This window comes from Sphingobium sp. TomTYG73 (assembly GCF_055394245.1).
In genome coordinates this window covers 53,685-76,022 of sequence record NZ_AP027340.1, presented here as the reverse complement: position 1 = coordinate 76,022, position 22,338 = coordinate 53,685, and the positions used below count along the sequence as shown (strand labels likewise).

Below are 22,338 nucleotides of genomic sequence, written 5' to 3'. Positions count from 1 at the left end.
GCGATGCCGTGAGGAGTAAGTAATGACGGGCAAGGTCAAGGCGGCGATCATCGGGTCGGGCAATATCGGCACCGACCTCATGATCAAGATGATCAAATATCCGCAGAATATGGAACTGGTGGCCGTGGTCGGCATCGACGAGGCGTCCGAGGGCCTCGCCATGGCGCGCGAGCGCGGCGTCGCCACCACCCATGAGGGGCTGGAAGGCCTCATGAAGATGGACGTCTACCCTGAGATCGGCATCGTGTTCGACGCGACCAGTGCCTATGCCCACAAGGTCCATGACGAAGCGCTGCGCAAGGACGGCAAGCAGGTGGTCGACCTCACCCCCGCCGCGATCGGCCCCTACACCATCCCCACGGTCAACGGCGAAGCCAATCTCGATGCTGGCAACGTCAACATGGTGACCTGCGGCGGCCAGGCGACGATCCCGATGGTCGCTGCGGTGAGCCAGGTCGCGACCGTCCATTATGCCGAGATCGTCGCGTCGGTCTCCTCGCGCTCGGCGGGGCCTGGCACCCGCGCCAATATCGACGAGTTCACCCGCACCACCGCAGGCGCCATCGAAAAGGTCGGCGGCGCGGCGCAGGGCAAGGCGATCATCATCCTCAATCCCGCCGAACCGCCGATGATCATGCGCGACACGGTGTTCACTTTGTCGGAAGGCGCGGATGAAGAGACGATCCGCGCCTCGGTCGAGGCGATGGTCAAGAAGGTGCAGGCCTATGTGCCGGGCTATCGCCTCAAGCAGGACGTGCAGTTCGAGCGCTTTGGCGACAACAACAAGCTCACCATCCCCGGTCGCGGCGAGTTCACCGGGGTCAAGACCATGATCCTGCTCGAGGTCGAAGGCGCGGGCGATTATCTGCCGAGCTATTCGGGCAATCTCGACATCATGACCGCCGCCGCCAAGGCGACCGGCGAGCTGCTCGCGCAGCGCATCGCCCAGGGCAAGACGGTCGCCGCTTGAAGCGCGCGCCCACGGAGTATCAAGACATGACCAGCACATTCAACGTCGAGGCGGGCGACAAGCTCTATATCCAGGACGTGACGCTACGCGATGGCATGCACGCCATCCGCCACATGTACGGCATCGACCATGTGAAATCGATCGCCAAGGCGCTGGATGACGCAGGGGTCGACGCGATCGAGGTTGCCCATGGCGACGGCCTCAATGGCGCGAGCTTCAACTATGGTTTCGGCGCGCATACCGATTGGGAATGGCTCGAGGCGGTCGCCTCGGTGCTGACCAAATCCGTGCTCACCACGCTGATCCTGCCGGGCGTCGGCACGGTCGAGGAACTGCGCCGCGCCTATGACATCGGCGTGCGCTCGGTGCGGGTCGCGACCCATTGCACCGAGGCCGACGTCTCGAAACAGCATATCGGCATCGCCCGCGATCTTGGCATGGACGTCTCGGGGTTCCTGATGATGAGCCACATGATCGAGCCGGAGAAGCTGGCGAGCCAGGCGGCCCTCATGGAAAGCTATGGCGCGCAGTGCGTCTATGTGACCGACAGCGGCGGCGCGCTCGACATGGACGGGGTCAAGGCCCGGTTCGAAGCCTATGACCGGGTCTTGAAGCCCGAAACCCAGCGCGGCATCCACGCCCACCATAATCTCTCGCTCGGCGTCGCCAACTCTATCGTCGCGGCGCAGTGCGGCGCGGTGCGGATCGACGCCTCGCTGACCGGTATGGGTGCGGGCGCGGGCAACGCGCCGCTCGAGGTGTTCATCGCCGCTGCCGAGCGCAAGGGCTGGAACCATGGCTGCAACGTCATGGCGCTGATGGACGCGGCCGAGGATCTGGTTCGCCCCTTGCAGGACCGGCCGGTTCGGGTCGACCGCGAGACCCTCGCGCTGGGCTATGCCGGGGTTTATTCCTCCTTCCTGCGTCATGCGGAAAAGGCCGCCGAAACCTACGGCCTCGACACCCGCACCATCCTCGTGGAACTGGGCCGTCGCAAGATGGTCGGCGGGCAGGAAGACATGATCGTCGACGTCGCCCTCGACATGGTCAAGGAACGCGAAGCCGCCGCCTGACACGCCGCCGGGCGCGGCCCCCGCGCCCGGTTCACACATAACAGGAGGAGAGGATATGGCCGACAAGCGCCTGTCGCTCGACCATATCACCGTCACCGACACCACGCCCTGGCAGCTTGCCGAAATCGCCGCAGAGGTGGGGTGCGAAGGCATCTGCCCGTTCCTCCATTCCATGGAGGTGCTGCCCGCCATGCCCGCCTATGACCTGGTGCGCGACCCCCAGGCGCTGCGCCAGACCCGCGCCGCGCTCGCCGCCACCGGGGTCACGGTCGACCTTGTCTACCCCTTCACCATGGCGGGGCGCACCAATCCCGCTGACTTTATCCCTGCGCTCGAGGCCGGCGCCGCGCTCGGCGCGCCCCTCGCCAATGTGCTCTGCTACGACCGCGATCCCATCCGCCGCACCGAGAAGCTCGTCGAACTGGCCGAGCTCGCCGCCCCGTTCGACATCGCCCTCGCAATCGAATTTTATCCCCCCTCCCAGGTCCAAACCTTAAGGGCCGCCCTTGAGGAAATAGCCCGCTCCGGCCGATCCGACATCAAGGTCACAGCCGACCTTCTCCACATCATGCGCGGACCCGAACCCGAAACCAGCTTCCCCCTCCTTGCCCACCCCGCCATCGCCATCGCCCAGATAGCCGACGGCCCAACAACCATCGATCCCGACCAGATCGAACGCGAAGCCGGCATCCAGCGCCAACTCCCCGGACAAGGCACGTTCAACATCCCCAAGTTCGTCAACGCCCTCAATCCCAACACACCCCTCAGCGTCGAAATACCCCAGCAAAACGCCATCGACAAAGACTTCACCCCGCAAATGCGGGCAAAGTGGGCGGTGGATTGCGTGAAGGAAGTGGTGAAAAGAACGCACTGAGAAGACAGAAATAGGAAAATAGGAAAAATAGGAGAGTATGATGCGTGACCTGATCGACCCCACCCTGTTGCCGGGGTTGGAGTTCATGCCGGCGTTGGACATCACGGCAGAGAGCCTGCCTGCGATACGCGAAGGCATGGAGCAGATGACCGCGATGGCGCCCGAGCCGCAGGATAGTGGTGCTGAATGGCGGGAGGAGCGGATCATCGCGCCCGATGGGCATGAGCTGCTGGTCAGGGTTTATCGTCCGGCCGATGCGCAAGGGACTCTGCCCGCGATCCTGCATATTCATGGCGGCGGCTATGTGATGGGGTCGGTGCGTACCAATCACCTTTCCAACATCGAGCTTGCGCTTTCCGCTTCCGCCCTCATCGTTTCGGTTGACTATCGTCTTGCGCCGGAGACGGTGGCGCCAGGCGCGGTCGAGGATTGTTACGCGGCGCTGCAATGGCTGCATGACGGCGCGGCGCAGTTGGGCGTCGATCCCAAGAGGATCGCCATTCGCGGCGAGAGTGCGGGCGGCGGGTTGGCCGCTGCTTTGGCGCTGCTGGCACGCGACCGGGGCGGCCCGGCGATCGCGCACCAGAACCTGATCTATCCGATGCTGGACGACCGCACCTGCATCACTCGCCAGCCCGAACATCTGGGCGCATTCGTGTGGACGCCGCAGGCCAACGCCTTTGGCTGGCGATCCCTGCTGGGTAAGGAGCCCGGATCGGCGGACGTATCGCCCTACGCGGCCCCCGCGCGGGCGGAGAGCCTGGCTGGTTTGCCGCCCGCTTTCATCTGCGTGGGCGCGCTCGATCTCTTCCTGGTGGAGGACATGGACTATGCTCGGCGGCTGATCGAAGCAGGCGTTGCGGCAGAACTGCACGTATATCCGGGGGCCTATCACGGTTTTGACGTGACGCCCGACGCCGCGCCAGTCCGCCAGATGAAGCGCGACGCGGTCGCGGCCCTTCGCAAGGCGCTGCATCCCGCCGAAACACGGTAGGATGAGCGGCAGATAGCCGCGCAAATTGCGGCGGCATCAGCTTTGACACTGGTGCTGCCCGCAAGTGCGCGCTATTAAACCGGCTACATTTTTGAAGGCGGGGCAAGAATGCAGATCAGAAGCGGGCGGAAAACGACGCCGCCATCGCTGGATACTCTCGATACGAATATCATAGAGATACTCCGGACCAACGGCCGCGCAACCAATCAGGAAATTGCAGAACGGCTGTCCGTTACCGCCGCCACCGTTTCAGCCCGGCTGCAAAAGATGGACGACGGGAAAGCGATGCGCGTTGTTGCCGTCACCGATTTTGCGGCCCATGGCTATAATGTGATCATCGCCCTGGGCGTGAAGGTCCAGGGCCGCAATGTTCAGGAGGTTGGCCGCGATCTGGCCGATCTTCCCGAAGTGCTGAGCGTCAATGTCATGAGTGGCGACCATGATGTGGAATTGCTCGTCGCGTTGAGGGATTTTGGCGAGGTGCAGGAGATGTTGTTCGAGCATATCGCCAGCGTGGACGGGGTCGTTCACATCACATCAGGGGTGGCGGTGGATATCGTGAAATATGAATTCAACGTGGTGCCGCTGTGACCGGGAAGGCCGATTGGGCGCGCCTGGACAAGCTGGACCAGGGGATCGTCGAAAAGCTGGCCCGCGACGCGCGCATTTCCAACCGCGCCATCGCCGCCGAACTGGGCGTGACGGAGGGCACCATTCGCACACGCGTCAAGCGGTTGCAGAATGAAGGGCTGATCCAGTTCACCGTCGTCACCGATTTCCGCATGGCGGGATCGCCCAATCTTTGCATGATGGGGATCGATGCCGATCCATCCCATGTGTCGGAGTTGGCGCGCCGTCTATCCGAAATTCCGGAAATCACCTGCGTTATCGTTCTGCTGGGCCGTTACAGCCTGTTGGCGATGGGGCTGTTCACCAATATCGAGCAATTGAACGACCTGGTGACGGAGCGCATTCGGCCCATGCCGGGCGTCCAGCGGGTGGAAACGTCCGTGTCCGTTCATAATTTGAAATATGAGGCTGGCATCGCAAAGATTACGCGAGAAGCGGCCGAAAACTAAAAACAGGCGGGGACGGTCGATCTGTCCAACCGCAGAAAAACGGGGGGAGGTTCAACCCCTGAGGAGAGTATCATGTCGATCAATCTGGAAGAGCTTGCCGCCCGCGTGACGGCATTGGAGGACGTCAACGCCATCCGTCAGTTGAAGGCGCGTTACCTGCGCGCCTGCGACCTGAAGCTGGTGGACGAATTGCGTGAGACGTTTCTGCCGCAGGGCATAAGGCTGGATTACCAGAATTTCCCGCTATTCACGGATCGCGACGAGTTTATCGCCATATTCCAGAAAATGGCGATGGCAGGCGGCGTTTATGACATTCACCATGCGACCAATGCGGATATTGAATTGGTGAGCGCGGATGAAGCGCGTGGGCTGTGGTCGCTCAATTTCCGGACGATCATTCTCGCCACGCGGTCGGTGACCCGGCTCGCGGTGGAATATCAGGATGTCTATCGCAAGCAGGACGGGCGCTGGTGGATCGCGGAGTCTGTGAGCCGCGTCACGTCTATCCTGACCGAAGAGATTGGCGAAGATGGTACGCCGCGTTACCTGGCCTGGGGTGAGATGCCCGCTGCGGCTTGATGTCGTGAGGGCAGGGGCGCGATTGCGGTCCCTGCCGTTATACTTGGGGCGAAGCTGACCTCGCAAACCCGGTTTATTTCCGGGTTTCTTCGCACACATTGATTCCGTCTAGATCGGCGCGCGGCTCGCACTTGTACCCGCATTCATAATCGCCCGCATCGGGATCAGATAAACTTCTTAACCGTCCAATTGCGGCCTGTTGGCAAAGCTCGAAGGTTTTGAACCCCGCTATTTCCTCATGCTTCGTGAGATCGTCACGGTCAGGATAGACGAATGCGTCCCACTGATCGGGGCGATTATCGCAAGCCGCTGTGGATAAGACAAATAGAGCCAAAGGCCACCTCATTCCGGTTCAACCAGTGCTGATTTAAGCTTCATCAGTTTCCCAAGCCTCTCCTAGAGTGCTGTTGATCGTCGTCCGATTTGTAGCATCGTGCCTTAAATCGGTACTGCCTCTTGTTCACTTTCGCCCTGAGGCTGTCGAAGCCTTTTCTCATCCTTTCTGGCGGGTGGAGCCCGAAGATGTAGAGTCCCTTCGACCGCCTGCTTGCAGCAGGCGCCAAGGAACAGACTTCGGCATGCTAAGGGCGAACGGCAGAAATCGACTTCGATTTAGCGCTTGTTGCTATAGAGTACCCTGCCTTATCAAGCTTGATCACGGCGCCATCCAATGGCCGCCGTTGACGTCCAGCGCCGCGCCGGTGACTACTGCCGCATAATCGGAAAGCATCATCAGTACCGCGCGGGCGCAGTCATCCTGGGGCGGGATGATGCCGAGGGGAATGTCCTTGGTCACGGCCGCGATGACGTCTTCCGCGCTGGTTCCTTCCGTCACAAGGGAGTCGATATAGGCTTGCACGGGCGCGCCGTAGATCCAGCCCATGCGGCAGCTGTTCACCCGTATCCCGAACCGGCCGAGATCGGCGGCCATATATTTGGTGAGGACGTTGAGGCCGCCTTTCGACACGGCATAGCCCATTTCCATGCCATGTGCGCCGCCAGCGGGCCGGAGCGTGCCGATGGTCGAAACATTCACCACCGCGCCGCCGCCTTTCAGATGGGGCACGCAAGCCCGTGTCAGGCGCAGTGCGCCGAGGCAGTTGACGTCATAGATTTTGGCCCATTGGGCTTCGTCCGCATTGTCAACGAAAGTCCATTCGCCGTGATAATAAGCGCTGTTGATGAGGCCGTGGATGCGCGCCAAATGCGGTGGCCGCCTTTTCAGCGAGATCGCGGCATTGCCCGTCATCGCTGACGTCGCATTTGACGGCTATGGCTTGTCCGCCCTGATCCGCGATTTCGGCGCGCACCTGTTCGAGATAATCGATGTTGCGGGCGCCCATGACGACCTTTGCGCCTTCCTGCGCGGCGAGTTTGGCGAGCGCCTGACCCATGCCGGGGCCGACGCCGCTGATCACGATCACCTTGTCCTTCAACAGCATGGCAGCACTCTCCTTTCCGGGATTTCTGGTGCCTTTTGAGACCAAGGCCCGATTCCGGTTGCCCTTGTTCTTGCGCCGGTTTATCCACGCGTATCAAGATGCCTGCGAAGAAATAACGCCAGAATGCGTATCGCGGTGCGGAAAATTTTTTGGAGAGGCAGGGCGCATGGGCCGTTTGCAGGGTAAGGTTGCGATCATCACCGGAGGCGCTCGCGGCATGGGCGCCGCCACCAGCCGCCTCTTTGCGGAGGAGGGCGCGAAGGTCGCCATCACCGATGTGCTGGATGAGGTGGGCACGCAACTGGCGACCGAACTGGGCGATGCAGCGCGCTTCTATCATCATGACGTGACGAGCGAGCAGGGCTGGGCCGAACTGGTCGACGCCGTCGAAGCAGATCTGGGGCCGGTCGACATATTGGTGAACAATGCGGGCATCCTGCTGTTCCGCACGCTGCTGGACACCAGCCTTGCCGAATATGAGCGGGTGTTGAAGGTCAATTTGACCGGCGAATTTCTGGGCATCAAGGCCGTTGCGCCGGGGATGATCGCCCGTGGCAAGGGCGCGATCGTCAACATTTCCTCCGTCGATGGGATGAAGGGCGCGAACGGACTTGCCGCCTATTCGTCCAGCAAATGGGGCGTGCGGGGGCTGACCCGTGTTGCTGCGCTGGAGCTTGGTCATCGGGGCATTCGCGTCAATTCGGTGCATCCGGGCGGCGTGGATACGGTGATGACCAATCATGACGGATCGACGCGGGAAAAGGTGAGCGAGCGGTTCGGCAATGTGCCGCTGCAACGTGTCGGCGCGCCGGAGGAAGTGGCGCGCGCGACGCTGTTCCTGGCGAGCGATGAGGCATCCTATCTGGCGGGCGCGGAGATTGCCGTGGATGGTGGCATGCTGACCGGGCAATATTATGCACAATTTCCCGGTGCGCCGGGCGTGGATTGAATAGCGGGCGGGTGAACAACAAAACAGCGACATAAGGAGAGATGCCATGATCCGTATCGACTTACCCGAGCAGGATGCCGCCGACCCCTATGGCTATGCATCGCGCAATTATGCGCGTGAGATCATGGGTGCGGCGGGCGGCTTTTCCAAGGCGGTGTATCAGCACAGCCTGTTGTCGCTGCGGGAATTTGAAGGTGCGCGGTCACGGACGGCGCAGATCAACGGTTGTGTCATCTGCCAGCAATTTCGCGCGGCGCGGGACGTTCAATCGATGTTTGCCGCATCAGGGCAGCGGCCCAGTCATACGGTTGCCGACAATGGATCAGCGCCGGATGAGGACTTTTATGCGGCGGTCGAAAATTGGCGGACGTCGCCTGTTTTCAGTCCTCGCGAGCGGACGGCGATTGAATTTGCCGAACGCTTTGCGCAGGAGCCGAAGTCGCTCGCGCAGGATGAGGATTTCTGGGAGCGGGCGCGTGCGCTGTTTTCCGATGAGGAGATTGTCGACCTGGCGCATAGCGTGGCGGCATGGGTTGGACTGGGCCGCGTTGCGCATGTGCTGGGGTTCGACAGCGTGTGCCTGCCCTTTGCCGAGGTGGCGTGAGGTGAGGCTATCCACTATTTAAACGCTTAAATCCGTTCGTGCAGAGCCTGTCGAAGGGTTTCACATCTCTTTAGAAGAAGAAGGCTTCGACAAGCTCAGCCCGAACGGTGATAGGGAGTGGTGTTGGGCTCAAACCCTGACTTATCAGCCGAGGTTGCCCGGCTCAGCGTGCAGGATCATCGGGTCGCCCGTATGCGCGGCCCAGATCGCGTCGCGGCGGACGATGCGCCAGCCTTCGGCGCGCCTTTCCCACTGATCGACATATTCGCCGTTGGAATCGAAAATGGGTCCGGCGGGGTCGTTCACCCGCTGATGCCGGGCCTGCACATAGGATCGGCTCGTCGCGCGGTCGCCATCGACATCGACCAGGATGCTGCCGATGAGATGCTGCGTGCCGCCGCAGCGGTCGAGGAAGCGGCGCATATTGGTGGAGAGCGCCGCCATGCCGTGCTGGTCGCCGCCGGCGCCATAGTCGAAGCTGATGTCCTGCGCGAAGACGTCGCTTAAGCGGTCCCACTGTTTATTGTCGAGGATGCGGGCGAAGCGGGACAGGCCTCGTATGATTTCCCGTTCGTCCAATAAGGCTTGGGGGGTGGGGGCGGGGGGCATGTCTGCACCTCTTTCATCGACCACCAGCATGCGCGTTGCCGTGCGGTCGAGGAAATTTTCCTCATCCCGCGCGATCTGGTTGGCGATGTCCTCTTGCGCGGCGGCGGCGGTGAAGCGGTCATAGGCTTCGCGGTCGGCGAGCCAGATTTCGGTGATCACGTCGAAGTCGATCGGCGCCGCGCCCGGAAACAGGAAGGCGCCCTCCAGCTCCACATAATTGCGCCGATAATCGACTATGCCCGGCAGCACGCGCCGTATCAGGGGTGCGTGCTGGGTTTCATAATAAGCGATAAAGGCTTCGCGCGAGAGATCCGGCCTGCGTTTCAGTAGTGCGATGCATTTGAACATGGGCGCACCTCCTTGACGATTAGGGCGCCATCCACTGGCCGCCGTTGACGTCCAGCGATGCCCCGCTGACAACGCGCGAATAGTCGGAGATCATCATCAGCACGGCGCGGGCGCAGTCATCTTCGGGCGGGATGATGCCGATGGGGATATTCTTGGTAACGCCTGCGATCACGTCATCACGCTTGAAACCGGCGTCGACCTGCGATGCGATGAAGCCTTCGACCGGCTCGCCATGAATCCAGCCCATGCGGCAGGTGTTGACGCGGATGCCGTGGCGGCCAAGGTCGGACGCCATATATTTGCCCAGCGTGTTGAGCGCGCCCTTCGCCACCGCATAGGGCATTTCCATGCCGCCTTCGGTGCCATAGGGATTGACCGTCGCCATGGTGGACACGTTCACGACCGCGCCGCCGTCGCGCAGATAGGGGACGCAGGCGCGCGTGAGGCGGAGGGCGCCGAGGCAGTTGACGTCGAATGCCTTGGCGAAGTCGCCCAGGTCGGCATTATCGACAAAGCACCAGTCGCCGTGGAAATAGGCGCTGTTGACGAGGCCGTGGACGCGTCCGCCAAATTCGGCGGCGGCGCGTTCGGCCAGCGTCTTGCACTGCGCTTCATCGCTGACGTCGCAGGGGACGGCGATGGCTTTGCCGCCCTTTGCCTTGATGTCGCTGCACACTTCATCGAGGAAGGCCTGGTTACGGGCGGCGAGCACGACGCTCGCGCCTTCGGCGGCGGCTATCCGGGCCAGCGCCTGACCCATGCCGGGGCCAACGCCACTGACGATCACGACCTTGTCCTTGAGAAGCATCCTCTTTCCTTTCCTGATCCTTTTGCCGCCTGCCCCTCATGCGGGGTGCAGCTTTGGCGCATAGGATAGGTGAAAAAAACAATTGATCAATGCGCTTTTTGCAACGCTGTATGCCATTTACGCCGACATATGCGTAGCAGCGAGCGCGAATGCGCACGAACCGGATCATAGGCGGAGTTGACTGAATTTCCCGCTGAAGGGATAAGGTCGAAAGCATCGGGTCTGATCGGCGCAGCCCGCCGGGCCTGAGAATAATATGTGGAAGGAGAGGACGATGCGCTTTCATCTGGGCGAGTCGATGACCGCGATCCAATATTACGCGCCGCTGGCAAAGGCGGCCGAAGCGGCGGGCTATGCAGGGTTCACGGTGCCCGATAGCCTGATCTATCCGCAAAGTTCCGGCACCAAATATAGTTATACCGACGATGGCGGACGCGAATTCCTGGAGAACAAGCCGTTCCTCGAGTCGTTCATCCATGTGACCGCGATGCTCGCCGCGACGCAGACGCTGGAGGTGACGACCAATGTCGTGAAGCTGCCAGTGCGCCCGCCGCTCTATGTCGCGAAGATCGTGGCGTCGATCGAGGCGCTGTTCGACAATCGCTTCAACTTTGGCGTGGGCCTGAGCGTATGGCCGGAAGATTATGCGGTCATGGGCGTGCCGTGGGAAGGGCGGGGCAAGCGGTTCGATGAGTGCATCGATATCGTCCGGGGCCTCACCAATGGCGGCTATTTCGAATATCATGGCGAGTTTTTCGACTTGCCGCCGGTGAAGCTCAATCCCGTTCCGACAAAGCCGGTGCCGATCCTGATCGGCGGCCATTCCGACCCTGCGCTGAAGCGCGCGGCGCGCAACGATGGCTGGATGTTTGCGGGGGGTGGCATGGATATGATGCTGCCGATGCTGGAGAAGCTGGCGGCGTATCGGGAGGAACTTGGGCGCAAGGACGCGCCGTTCCGCATCTTCGGTTCGGCCATGGGGGAGGTCGATCTGGATATGATCCGTCGACAGGAGGATGCGGGCGTGACCGATGTGGTCGCCTCTTTCCGCAATCTCTATGCGGTGGAAGAAGATAGTCAGCCGTTGCAGGAGAAGATCGACGATCTCAACCGCTTTGCCGAGAAGATCATCAGCCGGTACTGATCGGCGTTTCGCCGCCGCCCTGGCGCAGTTCGCGCCAGCGGCTAGGCGATGATCCTGTCCATTGCTGGAAAGCGCGGCGGAAGGCGCCGGTGTCGCTAAACTGCGTGCGGCGGCCCACTTCGGTGATGGTGAGCCGGGGGTCGTCCAGGAGCCGGGTTGCGAGGGCGCGCCGTGCTTCGGTCTTGAGTTGCACCAGCGATGTGCCTTCATCGGCGAGGCGGCGTTTCAACGTGGCGACGCTGATGCTGAACTGGCGGGCGAGTTGCGATGCGGTTGCGGGCGCTTCGCCACTTCCCAGCATGGCGCTGAAGAGGTGCTGGATGCGCTCCGACAATGGCGCGTCGAGCGATTGCGACTGTTCGACGTCGAAGGGGAAGCGTTCGAGCAGATGTTCCAGTTCATGATGGCTGCGCAGGACCGGGCGGTCGAGATAGCTGGCGGGGAAGCGCAGGCTGTTTTCGGGCGCGCCATGCTGCATGGGCACGGGCATGAGATAGGAAATGGTCTGCTCGTCCAGCAGGGGCGGGTAGCGCATCGCCGCGCCGAGCAGCGGAATATCCTCGCCGATCAGCCAGCCGAATAGCCGGTAATAGGTGGAGAGGCCCGCGAGGTCGGACACATAGGCGCTGGCGTTCCTGATCTGGCGCGGGGTCGCCATGTCGAGCCGCGCGACGCCGTCATCAACCTTCAGCCGCAGCCGCCCGGCGCGCGGGCCGATAAGTTCGGAAAAGCGATCCGTGCGATCGATCACGTCCGCCAATGTGCGGCAGGTGATGATGCAGTGGCAGAGCATGTCCACTCCCGCCTTGGTCAGTGGCTCGCGTCCTTCCTGACGGGCGGCCTGCGCATCGAGAGCCCAGGTGCAATGGGCATAAAGGCGGGTGAAATCATCCTGCGAAAGCCCGCGCTGCGCGGCGGTTCCGCCGATCGGCGGCCCTATGAGGTGGGACAGGCGCGCCTGCCGCAGAAGATCGGCGGGATCGACGCCGATTTCCGCCACCAGCCGCAGCAGATCGCGGGCGATGGCGACGGGGACACGCGTCGCCACCGGACGCGACAGATGTTTGGTGTTGAGCCGTTTTGTCATGACCTTTGAGCTATTCTGGCATTTCCAGAGGCAGGGAGAAAGGGGAAACAAACGGTCCAAATAGAAAGGATCGAGAGGGTGGCGGACGAGAGCCTGATTGCGCGCATAGACCGACTGGAATCGCTGGATGCGATCCGGCAGCTGGCCGCGAAATATTCGCTGGCGCTGGACATGCGCGACTCCGACGCCTGGGTGAACCTGTTCCCCGAAGATGTGAAGGTCGGTGGCGGCAAGCAGGGGCGGAAGGCGCTCCGCGACTGGTTCGACGAAACCCATTCGATGCAGTTTGATGGCACGTCCCACCATATTGGCGGCCACATCATCGATTTCGACGATCCCGACCATGCGCAGGGCGTCGTCTATTCAAAGAATGAGCATGAGACCGGCGCCGAATGGGTCATCATGCAGATGATGTATTTCGATAAATATGAGCGGATCGACGGCCGCTGGTATTTCCGCCGCCGCTTGCCGCTTTATTGGTACGCGACGGACCTCAACAAGCCGCCGATCGGTGACCGCAAGATGCGCTGGCCGGGCGTGCAGCCCTATCATGGCAGTTTCCACGACCTGTTCCCGAGCTGGAAAAGCTATTGGGACCGGCATGGGCAGCCGCATGATGGCCCGGTCGATGCGCCCGCACCGCTGGAAAAATTCATTGAAACGATGCGGCGCGGCGCTCCGCTGCCCAAGCCGCGCGTACGGAGCTGATTTGCTATGACGGATATTTTCTCGCCCGTGACATTGGGTGACATTGCGCTGTCCAACCGGGTCGTCATGGCGCCGATGACCCGCGACCGGGCCGGACCGGGCGATGTGCCGACCGACATCATGGTCGAATATTATCGTCAGCGCGCGAGTGCCGGGCTGATCGTGACGGAAGGGACGCAGCCTTCGCCCGTCGGCAAGGGATATTGGCGGACGCCCGGCATCCATAGCGCGGCGCAGGTCGAAGGATGGCGCAAGGTCGCCGACGCCGTGCATGGCGGGGGCGGAAAGATCGTCATGCAGCTGATGCATGTCGGCCGCGCCGCCGTGCAGGCGAACAAGGATGCGGATGCGGAGACGGTTTCGCCGTCAGCCATTCAGTGCCCGGACAAGATCCCCGGCCCTGATGGCGTTCCGGTGGAAACGGTCGTGCCCCGCGCGCTGGAGACAGATGAGATTCCCGGCGTCATTGCGGAATATGTGACGGCGGCGCGCAACGCGATCGCCGCTGGTCTGGACGGGATCGAGCTGCATTGCGCCAGCGGTTACCTGCCGATGCAGTTCCTGTCATCGAACAGCAATCACCGGACCGACCGCTATGGCGGGTCGGTGGAGAACCGCATTCGTTTCGTGGTCGAGTTGCTGGAGGCGCTGGCCGACGCCGTGGGTGCGGGCCGGGTCGGCTTCCGTATCTGTCCGGGCGTCAAGTTCAACGGCATGGATGATGCGAACCCGCATGAAACCTATGCGGCGTTGTTGAACGCTATCGACGGCATGGGCCTGGCCTACTGCCATCTGATCCACATTCCGCTGGAAGGGCAGGACGCGCTGGAGCTGGTCCGCGCCAACTGGAGCGGCGCGGTGATCGAGAATGGCGGCCTGAACCTGGAGAAGGCTTCGGCGGTGGTCGCGGAGGGGAAGGCCGAGGCCGTTTCCTTCGGCTATCTCTACATCGCCAATCCCGATCTGGTGGAGCGTTTCCAGACGGGGGCAGCGCTCAACAAGGCCAACAAGGCCAGCTTCTACACGGGCAGTGGCGACGATCGGGTCGGTTATCTGGATTATGCGCTGCTGGACGCATGAGCGGCGGGTAGGGTCACAAGACTATAAGGAGAGGTAATATGGCAAAGCTGCTGGAAGGGCGCACGGCGCTCGTCACCGGGGGTGGGCAGGGTGTTGGTCAGGGCATCGTGCGGGCGCTGGCCGCTGCCGGGGCGAATGTCGCGATCGCTCAGCGCAAGGCTGATCAGGGCGAGGAAGAGGCGCAGTATCTGCGCGACACGCATGGTGTTGACGCCTTTTTCATCCGCACCGATGTGACGCAGCGGGCCGAGGTGGAAGCCATGGTCGAGGCCGTGCACCAGCGGTTCGGGCGGCTCGACATATTGGTCAATAATGCGGGCGCCAGCTTCCCCAAGCGGATCGAGAAGCATAGCGACGAAGATATGGAGGGATCCTTCGCCCTCAACTATTATGCCGTGTTCTGGGCCATGAAGGCGGCTTTCCCGATCATGAAGGCGCAAGGCTATGGCCGCGTGATCAACCTGGGATCGCTGAATGGCGTCAACGCGCATATGTTTACCGTGGCCTATAATGCCAGCAAGGAAGCGATGCGGGCGCTGACCCGGACGGCGGCGGTGGAATGGGGGCCGCACGGCATCACCTGCAACACCATCTGTCCTTCCGCCACGAGTCCGCAGGCGAAGGATTATTTCGCGGCCAATCCTGAGATGACGCAGGCGATCCTGCAACAGGTTCCGGCCGGGCGCTTTGGCGACGCGGAAGCGGATATTGGTCCGATCGCGGTGTTCCTCGCTAGCGAGGGCGGCGGCTATATGAGTGGCAACACCCTCTTTGCCGATGGTGGTGCGCATGTGAACGGCGTCGCCTGGCGTCCTGAAGTAGAGGATTGATCTCCATGGAACGGCTGAAAGGAAAACGCGCTGTCGTGACCGGCGGCGCGCAGGGGATTGGTGCGGCTATTGCGCGGCGCCTCGCTGCCGAAGGGGCGACGGTCGCGATACTTGATCTGGATGCGGCGGCGGCTGGCGCGGTGCTGCCTGCGCCGCATGTGGGGATTGCCTGCAATGTGGCGGACACAGCTTCGGTGGACAGGGCCTTTGCGCAGGTGAAGGAGGCGCTGGGCGGCGTCGACGTGCTGGTCAACAATGCCGGGCGGGGTAGCGCGGCAGGGGACGGCATGGACCGCTATTATGCGGCGCAGGGGGAGCGGGCCGGGCAGATTGCGCGGGGCGAGGCGCCAACGACCTTTGTCGATCAGACGATCCATTGCGGGGATGAGGGCTGGTCCGGCGTGCTGGCCGTGACGTTGGACGGGACGTTCAAATGCAGCCGGGCGGCGGTTCGGTTGATGGCGGAACAGGGGACTGGCGGCAGCATCGTCAACATCGGATCGACGTCTGGCGTGAAGGGCGATGGGCCTATCCCTTATTGCGCGGCCAAGGCGGCAGTGCTGGGCATGACGCGGGCGATGGCGCGGGAGCTGGCGGATCGTGGCATCCGGGTCAATGCGGTCAATCCCGGTGCGACCGAGACGCCGATCTATGCCACTTTGCCAAGCGAAATGAAGGACATGATCGCGGCGGACAGCCTGATGAAGCGTCTGGCCCAGCCCGACGAGATCGCGGGGGCCGTGGCGTTTCTGGCAGGCGATGACGGCAGCTTTGCCACCGGCAGCATCGTGACGGTGAATGGCGGGGCTTACTTCACATAATGAGAGCGGATCGGAGCAGGACATGAAGGCACTGGAAGGCAAGGCAGCGATCGTAACCGGCGGCGCGCGCGGGGTGGCCAAAGGTGTGGCGACGGCCTTCGTCAAGGCGGGAGCCCGCGTGCTGATCGTCGATCGGGAGGAAGAGCTTGGCCGCGCGACCGAGGCGGAGTTGCGCGCGCTGGGGGGCGAGGCGCATTTCCTGGCGGTTGACCTGGCGCAGCGGGCGGAGTTGCCGAAAATCGTCGAGGCGGCGGTCGGGCATTTCGGCGGTTTGGATGTGCTGGTGAACGCGGCGCAGGCTTCGCGCCAGTTGCCGATGGCCGAAACGACCGACGAGGCCATGGAACTTGCTTTCGACACCGGCTTCTGGCCGACTTTCGTGTTGATGCGTGAAGCCTATCCGCATCTGGTTAAAGCCAAGGGGTCGGTCATCAACTTCGCGACCGGCGCGGCGTTCGATGCGATCCCGACGCAGGGGTCTTACTGCGCGGCGAAGGAAGCGATCCGCGCCATTTCCAAGATCGCCGCCAGCGAATGGGGCGCGGAGGCGGTGCGGGTAAACATCATTTGCCCGTTCGCCAATTCACCGGGCGTGATGGCGTGGAAGGAATGGGCGCCCGCCGATTATGATACGCAGATCAGCAAGGTATCACTGAAGCGCATTGGCGATTGCGAAAAAGATATTGGCGCGGCCGCCGTATTCTTGGCAAGCGCCGCGGCAGGTTATATCACCGGCCAAACGCTGATGGTGGATGGGGGGCAGACAAAGGCCTTCTGATCTCGATCGCATAAGGAGAGGACAGTTTTTCGTGACCGACATTTCGCTTCATCGCCCCTATCCCGCCAGCAAGGTTGAGCGGTGGGATTTTGAAACCGACGTCGCGGTGATCGGCTTTGGCGCGACGGGTGCGTGCGCGGCGATCGAAGCGGCGGCGGGAGGCGCGCGGGTCATGCTGTTCGAGCGCGGTTCGGGCAGCGGCGGCGCGTCGGCACTGTCGGGCGGTGAGATTTATATCGGCGGCGGCGGTGGGACGGATGCCCAGCGCGCGGCGGGGTTCGAGGACAGCACGGAGGATATGGCCGCCTATCTGAAGGCGGCGGGCGGGCCGTGCGCGGACGAGGCGAAGTGCGATCTTTATGCGCAGGAGTCGCTCAACCACTATGCCTGGCTGAAGGAGCAGGGCATCCCCTATCGCGGCAATTATCTGCCCGGCAAGCATATCGAGCCGACGGACGATTCCACCCTGATCTGGTCGGGCAGCGAAGCGGCATGGCCCTTTTGCGAGATAGCGAAGCCTGCCCCGCGCGGGCATGTGATCGCCCATATGGGTTGGGGCGGCGGGCGGCCGATGGTCGATCTGCTGGAAGCTCGGGCGAAGGCGCTTGGCGTTGAAGTGACGACCGATGCCCGCGCCGTGGCGCTGGTGCAGGATGAAGCGCGGCGGGTCGTCGGGGTCATCGTGCGCATCGACAATGTCAACCGCTTCGTTCGGGCGGCGAAGGGCGTTATCCTCTGCACGGGCGGCTTTGCCTTCAACGAAGATATGCGCCGCCGTTATTGCCCGGAAACGTTCAAGATCAGCAGCCCGATCGGCGATCAGGATGATGGCGTGGGGATCGAACTGGGCGTCAGCGCGGGCGGTGACGCCGTCCATATGGAGCAGTTCTTCACCACCTGTCCCTGGACCATGCCCGAACCGCAGGCCTATGGCGTGTTCGTCAACCAGATGGGCCAGCGCTTCATCAACGAAGATTGCTATCATGGCCGGGTGAGCCGCGTTGCGGTCGACCAGATGGGCGACAGGGTCTATCTGTTGCTCGACATCGCCCATTTTGACGAGCCGCTCCCGATGGCTGGCATGACGATCGCGGGGACTGGCGACAGCTGGGAAGAGGTGGAAGCCGAACTGGAGATGGTGCCGGGCACGCTGTCCGCCACCATGGCCTTCTATAATGAACATGCGCGGGAGGGGCGCGATCCGCTGTTCCATAAGCGCGCGCCGATCCTGACGCCGCTGGATCAGGGACCGTTCGTCGCGCTGGAGCTGAATTTCGCGACCAGCTATTTCAGCTTCTTCACGCTCGGGGGTTTAAGGACATCGACGGATGGCGAGGTGCTGGACCGGACTGGCGCGCCGGTCGCGGGCCTGTTCGCGGCGGGGCGCTGCACTTCGGGTCTTCCGGCCTGGGGGCATGGTTATAGCTCCGGCCTCAGCCTTGCCGACTGCACCTTCTTCGGGCGTCAGGCCGGGCGGAAGGCGGCGCGGGGCTGATCTTCGCCTGTCGGTCAAGACCTGATCCATTTGCATGATGCGCGGCGCTGCCCGTCGCATCATCATGATGGTCAGAAACACAACCGACAGGAGAGTGACTTGTCCATCGATCAGGGCCGCAAAGGTCTGCGCTTCGCCGTTATTGGAGCGGGCATGGCCGGCATCCTTGCCGCCATCCGCCTGCGCCAGGCGGGCGAGGATTTCACCGTTTATGAAAAGGCCGGGCGGCTGGGCGGCACCTGGCGGGAAAACCGCTATCCGGGGCTTACCTGCGACGTGCCAGCGCACGCCTATACCTACAGCTTCGAGCCCTATGCGGAATGGGACGCCTATTATGCCAAGGGCGGTGAAATACAGACCTATTTCGAAAAGACGGCCGAGAAATATGGCATTATGCCGCACGTCCGTTTCAACAGCGAAGTCGTATCAACGGCTTGGGACGAGGGCGCTGGCCTCTGGCGGCTGGGCCTGATCACCGGCGAAGAGGTTGAGGCCGAAGTCGTGATTGCCGCTTCGGGTGTGCTGCACCATCCCAAGCTGCCCGACATTGAAGGTCTGGACAGTTTCGAGGGGCAGGCTTTCCACAGTGCCCGCTGGCAGGATGATGCCCCGGTCGATGGCGCGCGGGTCGGCGTCATCGGCAACGGTTCGACGGGCGTGCAGATCATCACGGCACTCAATACACGTGCGTCGAAACTGGTGCATTTCCAGCGGTCGCCGCAGTGGATCATGCCTGTTCCCTATTTCCAGTATAGCGAGGAAGAAAAGGAAGCATTCCGTCGCGATCCCGCGCTGATCGACGACATTCGCAACAACAAGGAATATTGGGACAACATCTTCCGCTTTACCCATGCCATTACGGACACGCATGGTCCAGAGATCGCGGCGATCGAGCAATATTGCCTCGACAATCTGGAAAGCAGCATTCGCGATCCTGAGCTGAAGGAAAAGCTGCGGCCCAATTATCGGGCGGCGTGCAAGCGGCTGATCTACAGCTGGTCCTATTATGACGCCGTGCAGTCCCCGAACGTTGAGGTGGAGCGTGACCGCATCGCGCGCGTCGAAGCCAAGGGCGTACGGATGGAGGATGGACGGCTCCATGAACTTGATACGCTGGTGCTGGCGACGGGCTTTCATGCTGATCGCTTCATCCGGCCGACCACGGTGCTGGGCCGGGGCGGCCTATCACTGGATGATGTGTGGGCTGTTCGTCCGACCGCTTATTATGCGGTGACGATACCGGGCTTTCCGAACTTCTTCATGCTGAATGGGCCGACCGGGCCTGTCGGCAACTTCTCCCTGATCGACATTGCGGAGAAGCAATGGGCCTATGTTGATCAGTTGCTGGACCTCCTTCGCTCCGGAGAGGCGCGGACGGTTGAACCGAGTGCTGACGCTCATGCTGATTATGAGGAAAGGCGCATCGCGGCGGCGCGCACCACGATCTTCGGATCGGGTTGTAACAGCTGGTATCTGGATGCGACGGGCGTCCCGGCTAGCTGGCCTTGGAGCTATGAGGCGTTTGCCGATGCCATGGCGGCTCCGGTGTTGGCGGATTATCGGGTTGAGGCTGGGGCGGAATTGGTCGGGCGCTAGGAATTTTTGATCCCTCAATTCCGTTCACCCTGAGCCTGTCGAAGGGCCTTACTTCTTTTTAGAAGTAGAGGGCTTCGACAAGCTCAGCCCGAACGGGGGAGGGGGCAGATCAAATGCAAAAAGGGGAGCGTTGCGGCGCTCCCCTTTTTTCTGACGCTCTATAGTGCGATCAGCGGCCCATTGCCGCCACAGCCTCAGCCGCGCCACGGATCGCGCCTTCGATATAGGTGACGCCAGTGCCGTCGCCGACCTCCACCACATCATGGCCTTGTGCACGGAGCGCGTTGGCGAGGGTGGAGTCGCCGTGGGCGCCCATGGCCACCACGACATGATCGGCAGCGACGCTCTTTTGCTCACCGTCTGCATTGGTGAAGGTGACGTTGTTCTTGCCGATCGCGATGCCGCTCGCGCCGGGGAACATCGCCACGCCATGTTCGCGCAGTTCCGCCAGCAGGCGCATGCGGCGCACCAGCAGCAGGCCGCCGCCGAATCTGGGGGCTTCGCCGATGACGGTGACTTCACGGCCGCGCTCCATCAGGAATTCGGCTAGCTCCACGCCGACCAGTTCGCCGCCGATGATCACGACGCGCTTGCCGAGCGGCATCCAGGCGTGGGTGGCCTTGCGCACCAGATCGAGATTGGCGGTTGCGCCGGTGGCTGCGCCGAGCTTCGTCGCGACGCGGGTCGTCCAGCTGGTCTTGCGGCGGATTTCAGCGGAGTCCTCGCCCAGCATCATGCCGCGCAGATCGTCGCCCGACAGCACGAAATCCTGATCATTGCCGGGGATCGGCGGCATGTCGCGCACGGCGCCGGTCGCGACAATGACCTTGTCGGGCATCAGGCTGGCGATCAGTTCCGGGGTCGCCACCGTCTTCAGGCGCACATCGACCTTCGACTTGCCAAGCTGGTCACGCAGCCAGTTGAGCAGCCGCTCATTGGGTTCATAAGCGAGACCCGCGAAGCGCAGCGTGCCGCCCAGACGATCGGATTTTTCAATGAGCGTGACCTTGGCGCCCGCAAGGTCCAGCCTGCGCGCAGCCTCCATACCACCGGGGCCACCGCCCACGATCACGACATGGCCCGGAACCTTGGCCGGGGACCAGTCAAGGTCCTCATAGCCCGTTTCCGATCGGACGGCGCAGCGCACCTGTTCGCGGAGATAGGCGGTGCTGACGCAAGTATAGCAGTAGATGCAGGGGCGGATGTCGGCGACCCGGCCCTCCGTCAGCTTGCGAGGCAGGTCCGGGTCCGCGAGCAGCTTGCGGCCCATGGCGAGGAAGTCGAATTCGCCCTGCGCCAATCCCTTTTCGCCGCGGTCGATTTCTACCCGGCCCGATGCGATCACGGGGATGGAAACGACCTTCCGGATGGCGGCGGCGGCTTCCAGATTGAAGGCGGGTTCGTGCGGGATGTTGGAGCCCGAATGGAGCTTGCCCTGGCCAACGTCATGATAGGCGGTGATGGTGAGGGCGTCGGCGCCCGCTGCTTCGACCAGCGGCGCCAGTTCGAGGGCATGGTCGATGGTGATGCCGTTCTTCTTGCCCAGTTCGCGCGAGTCCATCTTGACCCACATCGGGAAGTCGGGACCAACCGCCGCGCGAACGGCGCGCACGACCTCCAGCAGCAGGCGCGCGCGGCCCGCCACGCCGCCGCCATATTCATCCTGCCGCGTGTTGGTGGACGGGGAGACGAAGGAGGAGAGGAGATAGCCATGGCCACCATGGATTTCCAGGCCGTCCATTCCGGCGCGCTTGGCACGGAGTGCTGCGTCGGCGAACTGGCGGACGGCATGGTCGATGTCGGCCTTCTCCAGAACCTTGATTTCCGGCACCACGCCGCCCGCGAATGCCGCCATCTCTTCGGGCAGGAAATAGTCGGGGAAGTCGCCCGCGAAGGGCGGCGGATAGGCCGGAGCCCAAAGGGGATGGCCGTCCTGCGCGCTATGCCCGGCGACGAGGCCGCCATGGTGAAGCTGTGCCGCGATCCGGCCGCCGGCTGCGTGGACGGCCTCGGTCAGCTTAGTGAGACCCGGCAGGAAGCGGTCGTCGGAAATTGCGGTCTGGTTAGGCTGAACCGCGCCCACTGGCCAAGCGACGCCGGTGACGCCCATGATGATCAGGCCCGCGCCGCCCTTTGCCTGCGCCACATGATAATCGATCAGGCGCTGGCTGACCGTGCCGTCTGCTTCGGCCAGGCTGACGCCCATGGCGGTGACGATGATTCGGTTGGGGAGGGTCAGCGCGCCGATCTGGCCCGGTGTGGTGAGAGATGCAGGCGCTGCGCCCGACCGTGATTGTGAAAGGGCAGCGGTCATCATGATCTCCTAGATTTGCCACATGCGTATGGTCGTCATCCTTTTATCGCGTTCTTTGTCGTTAGTCAGGCAAAAATAATAGTGATCGCGTAATAATTTGCACAATCTATTCCAGATTGATCGCTTCGCGCAAAATTGATCGGGATGAGCAATAAA

23 protein-coding genes are annotated in these 22,338 nt (G+C 62.5%); 17 read left to right on the top strand and 6 right to left on the bottom strand.

From position 1 onward, the window contains the following. Positions 1-22 precede the first annotated feature (22 nt). From ACZ5TH_RS13310 to ACZ5TH_RS13280, 7 genes are all read left to right on the top strand, one after another. On the top strand, positions 23-970 hold the full coding sequence (locus ACZ5TH_RS13310) for an acetaldehyde dehydrogenase (acetylating) (protein ID WP_464795494.1): 948 nt from the start codon (positions 23-25) through the stop codon (positions 968-970). A 26-nt stretch (positions 971-996) separates the two neighbouring features. After that, positions 997-2,043 (top strand): 4-hydroxy-2-oxovalerate aldolase, encoded by a 1,047-nt coding sequence (gene dmpG, locus ACZ5TH_RS13305; protein WP_464772711.1) that lies wholly within the window; start codon positions 997-999, stop codon positions 2,041-2,043. 55 nt (positions 2,044-2,098) lie between these two features. Then, a complete protein-coding gene (locus ACZ5TH_RS13300; protein WP_464795493.1) occupies positions 2,099-2,917 on the top strand; it encodes a sugar phosphate isomerase/epimerase family protein in 819 nt (272 codons plus the stop codon). Between the two features lie 40 nt (positions 2,918-2,957). Continuing rightward, entirely contained in the window at positions 2,958-3,911 is a 954-nt protein-coding gene (locus ACZ5TH_RS13295) for an alpha/beta hydrolase (RefSeq protein WP_464795492.1), read from the top strand. Between the two features lie 108 nt (positions 3,912-4,019). Beyond that, a complete protein-coding gene (locus tag ACZ5TH_RS13290) occupies positions 4,020-4,502 on the top strand; it encodes an Lrp/AsnC family transcriptional regulator (protein ID WP_196227017.1) in 483 nt (160 codons plus the stop codon). Continuing rightward, positions 4,499-4,990, top strand: coding sequence for an Lrp/AsnC family transcriptional regulator (locus ACZ5TH_RS13285; RefSeq protein ID WP_464795491.1), 492 nt, complete (start codon positions 4,499-4,501; stop codon positions 4,988-4,990). The genes ACZ5TH_RS13290 and ACZ5TH_RS13285 overlap by 4 nt, the downstream gene beginning before the upstream one ends. Positions 4,991-5,062: 72 nt before the next feature. Then, positions 5,063-5,569 carry a nuclear transport factor 2 family protein gene (locus ACZ5TH_RS13280; RefSeq protein ID WP_449468775.1) on the top strand — a complete coding sequence of 169 codons (507 nt, stop codon included), beginning with the start codon at positions 5,063-5,065 and terminating at the stop codon, positions 5,567-5,569. 655 nt (positions 5,570-6,224) lie between these two features. On the opposite strand, the gene ACZ5TH_RS13275 is transcribed toward ACZ5TH_RS13280, so the two are convergent. Next, on the bottom strand, positions 6,225-6,773 hold the full coding sequence (locus ACZ5TH_RS13275) for an SDR family oxidoreductase (RefSeq protein ID WP_464795490.1): 549 nt from the start codon (positions 6,771-6,773) through the stop codon (positions 6,225-6,227). Beyond that, positions 6,712-7,011, bottom strand: a complete 300-nt coding sequence (locus ACZ5TH_RS13270) for an SDR family NAD(P)-dependent oxidoreductase (RefSeq protein ID WP_464795489.1) — start codon at positions 7,009-7,011, stop codon at positions 6,712-6,714. The genes ACZ5TH_RS13275 and ACZ5TH_RS13270 overlap by 62 nt, the downstream gene beginning before the upstream one ends. A 166-nt stretch (positions 7,012-7,177) precedes the next feature. Here ACZ5TH_RS13270 and ACZ5TH_RS13265 point away from each other — a divergent pair, with 166 nt between their 5' ends. Both ACZ5TH_RS13265 and ACZ5TH_RS13260 read left to right on the top strand, forming a co-directional pair. Then, positions 7,178-7,960, top strand: coding sequence for a glucose 1-dehydrogenase (locus tag ACZ5TH_RS13265; RefSeq protein WP_464795488.1), 783 nt, complete (start codon positions 7,178-7,180; stop codon positions 7,958-7,960). 46 nt (positions 7,961-8,006) lie between these two features. Next, positions 8,007-8,564, top strand: a complete 558-nt coding sequence (locus ACZ5TH_RS13260; protein ID WP_464795487.1) for a carboxymuconolactone decarboxylase family protein — start codon at positions 8,007-8,009, stop codon at positions 8,562-8,564. A 144-nt stretch (positions 8,565-8,708) separates the two neighbouring features. Here ACZ5TH_RS13260 and ACZ5TH_RS13255 read toward each other — a convergent pair whose 3' ends face one another. After that, positions 8,709-9,521, bottom strand: coding sequence for an EthD family reductase (locus tag ACZ5TH_RS13255; protein WP_464795486.1), 813 nt, complete (start codon positions 9,519-9,521; stop codon positions 8,709-8,711). A 19-nt stretch (positions 9,522-9,540) separates the two neighbouring features. Then, positions 9,541-10,329, bottom strand: a complete 789-nt coding sequence (locus tag ACZ5TH_RS13250) for an SDR family oxidoreductase (protein ID WP_460988738.1) — start codon at positions 10,327-10,329, stop codon at positions 9,541-9,543. A 274-nt stretch (positions 10,330-10,603) separates the two neighbouring features. On the opposite strand from ACZ5TH_RS13250, the gene ACZ5TH_RS13245 reads away from it, so the two are divergent. Continuing rightward, the gene (locus tag ACZ5TH_RS13245) at positions 10,604-11,473 is read left to right on the top strand and encodes an LLM class flavin-dependent oxidoreductase (protein WP_464772719.1); all 870 of its coding nucleotides are present in this window, start codon (positions 10,604-10,606) and stop codon (positions 11,471-11,473) included. Here the strand turns inward: ACZ5TH_RS13245 and ACZ5TH_RS13240 are convergent. Continuing rightward, on the bottom strand, positions 11,460-12,560 hold the full coding sequence (locus ACZ5TH_RS13240) for a helix-turn-helix transcriptional regulator (protein ID WP_464795485.1): 1,101 nt from the start codon (positions 12,558-12,560) through the stop codon (positions 11,460-11,462). The genes ACZ5TH_RS13245 and ACZ5TH_RS13240 overlap by 14 nt on opposite strands. A 78-nt stretch (positions 12,561-12,638) precedes the next feature. Here ACZ5TH_RS13240 and ACZ5TH_RS13235 point away from each other — a divergent pair, with 78 nt between their 5' ends. The 7 genes from ACZ5TH_RS13235 (at position 12,639) to ACZ5TH_RS13205 (ending at position 19,868) form a co-directional block, all read left to right on the top strand. After that, positions 12,639-13,268: a nuclear transport factor 2 family protein gene (locus tag ACZ5TH_RS13235; protein ID WP_449468788.1), complete on the top strand. Its 630-nt coding sequence runs from the start codon at positions 12,639-12,641 to the stop codon at positions 13,266-13,268. A gap of 6 nt (positions 13,269-13,274) precedes the next feature. Continuing rightward, positions 13,275-14,348, top strand: a complete 1,074-nt coding sequence (locus ACZ5TH_RS13230; protein ID WP_464795484.1) for an alkene reductase — start codon at positions 13,275-13,277, stop codon at positions 14,346-14,348. Between the two features lie 38 nt (positions 14,349-14,386). Next, positions 14,387-15,178, top strand: a complete 792-nt coding sequence (locus ACZ5TH_RS13225; protein WP_464772722.1) for an SDR family NAD(P)-dependent oxidoreductase — start codon at positions 14,387-14,389, stop codon at positions 15,176-15,178. A 5-nt stretch (positions 15,179-15,183) separates the two neighbouring features. Then, the gene (locus ACZ5TH_RS13220) at positions 15,184-15,999 is read left to right on the top strand and encodes an SDR family NAD(P)-dependent oxidoreductase (RefSeq protein WP_464795483.1); all 816 of its coding nucleotides are present in this window, start codon (positions 15,184-15,186) and stop codon (positions 15,997-15,999) included. A gap of 22 nt (positions 16,000-16,021) precedes the next feature. Further along, entirely contained in the window at positions 16,022-16,777 is a 756-nt protein-coding gene (locus tag ACZ5TH_RS13215) for an SDR family NAD(P)-dependent oxidoreductase (protein ID WP_464795482.1), read from the top strand. A gap of 31 nt (positions 16,778-16,808) precedes the next feature. After that, on the top strand, positions 16,809-18,272 hold the full coding sequence (locus tag ACZ5TH_RS13210) for an FAD-dependent oxidoreductase (RefSeq protein WP_464795481.1): 1,464 nt from the start codon (positions 16,809-16,811) through the stop codon (positions 18,270-18,272). A 99-nt stretch (positions 18,273-18,371) separates the two neighbouring features. Continuing rightward, complete coding sequence (locus tag ACZ5TH_RS13205; RefSeq protein ID WP_464795480.1) at positions 18,372-19,868, top strand: flavin-containing monooxygenase; 1,497 nt, start codon at positions 18,372-18,374, stop codon at positions 19,866-19,868. 169 nt (positions 19,869-20,037) lie between these two features. Here ACZ5TH_RS13205 and ACZ5TH_RS13200 read toward each other — a convergent pair whose 3' ends face one another. After that, positions 20,038-22,182, bottom strand: coding sequence for an oxidoreductase (locus tag ACZ5TH_RS13200; protein WP_464795479.1), 2,145 nt, complete (start codon positions 22,180-22,182; stop codon positions 20,038-20,040). Between the last annotated feature and the right edge of the window lie 156 nt (positions 22,183-22,338).

Coding starts and splice junctions, on each gene's coding strand:
- ACZ5TH_RS13310 (WP_464795494.1), top strand. CDS start 23: ATGACGGGCAAGGTCAAGGCGGCGATCATCGGGTCGGGCAATATCGGC.
- dmpG (WP_464772711.1), top strand. CDS start 997: ATGACCAGCACATTCAACGTCGAGGCGGGCGACAAGCTCTATATCCAG.
- ACZ5TH_RS13300 (WP_464795493.1), top strand. CDS start 2,099: ATGGCCGACAAGCGCCTGTCGCTCGACCATATCACCGTCACCGACACC.
- ACZ5TH_RS13295 (WP_464795492.1), top strand. CDS start 2,958: ATGCGTGACCTGATCGACCCCACCCTGTTGCCGGGGTTGGAGTTCATG.
- ACZ5TH_RS13290 (WP_196227017.1), top strand. CDS start 4,020: ATGCAGATCAGAAGCGGGCGGAAAACGACGCCGCCATCGCTGGATACT.
- ACZ5TH_RS13280 (WP_449468775.1), top strand. CDS start 5,063: ATGTCGATCAATCTGGAAGAGCTTGCCGCCCGCGTGACGGCATTGGAG.
- ACZ5TH_RS13270 (WP_464795489.1), bottom strand. CDS start 7,011: ATGCTGTTGAAGGACAAGGTGATCGTGATCAGCGGCGTCGGCCCCGGC.
- ACZ5TH_RS13265 (WP_464795488.1), top strand. CDS start 7,178: ATGGGCCGTTTGCAGGGTAAGGTTGCGATCATCACCGGAGGCGCTCGC.
- ACZ5TH_RS13260 (WP_464795487.1), top strand. CDS start 8,007: ATGATCCGTATCGACTTACCCGAGCAGGATGCCGCCGACCCCTATGGC.
- ACZ5TH_RS13255 (WP_464795486.1), bottom strand. CDS start 9,521: ATGTTCAAATGCATCGCACTACTGAAACGCAGGCCGGATCTCTCGCGC.
- ACZ5TH_RS13250 (WP_460988738.1), bottom strand. CDS start 10,329: ATGCTTCTCAAGGACAAGGTCGTGATCGTCAGTGGCGTTGGCCCCGGC.
- ACZ5TH_RS13245 (WP_464772719.1), top strand. CDS start 10,604: ATGCGCTTTCATCTGGGCGAGTCGATGACCGCGATCCAATATTACGCG.
- ACZ5TH_RS13240 (WP_464795485.1), bottom strand. CDS start 12,560: ATGACAAAACGGCTCAACACCAAACATCTGTCGCGTCCGGTGGCGACG.
- ACZ5TH_RS13230 (WP_464795484.1), top strand. CDS start 13,275: ATGACGGATATTTTCTCGCCCGTGACATTGGGTGACATTGCGCTGTCC.
- ACZ5TH_RS13225 (WP_464772722.1), top strand. CDS start 14,387: ATGGCAAAGCTGCTGGAAGGGCGCACGGCGCTCGTCACCGGGGGTGGG.
- ACZ5TH_RS13220 (WP_464795483.1), top strand. CDS start 15,184: ATGGAACGGCTGAAAGGAAAACGCGCTGTCGTGACCGGCGGCGCGCAG.
- ACZ5TH_RS13215 (WP_464795482.1), top strand. CDS start 16,022: ATGAAGGCACTGGAAGGCAAGGCAGCGATCGTAACCGGCGGCGCGCGC.
- ACZ5TH_RS13200 (WP_464795479.1), bottom strand. CDS start 22,182: ATGACCGCTGCCCTTTCACAATCACGGTCGGGCGCAGCGCCTGCATCT.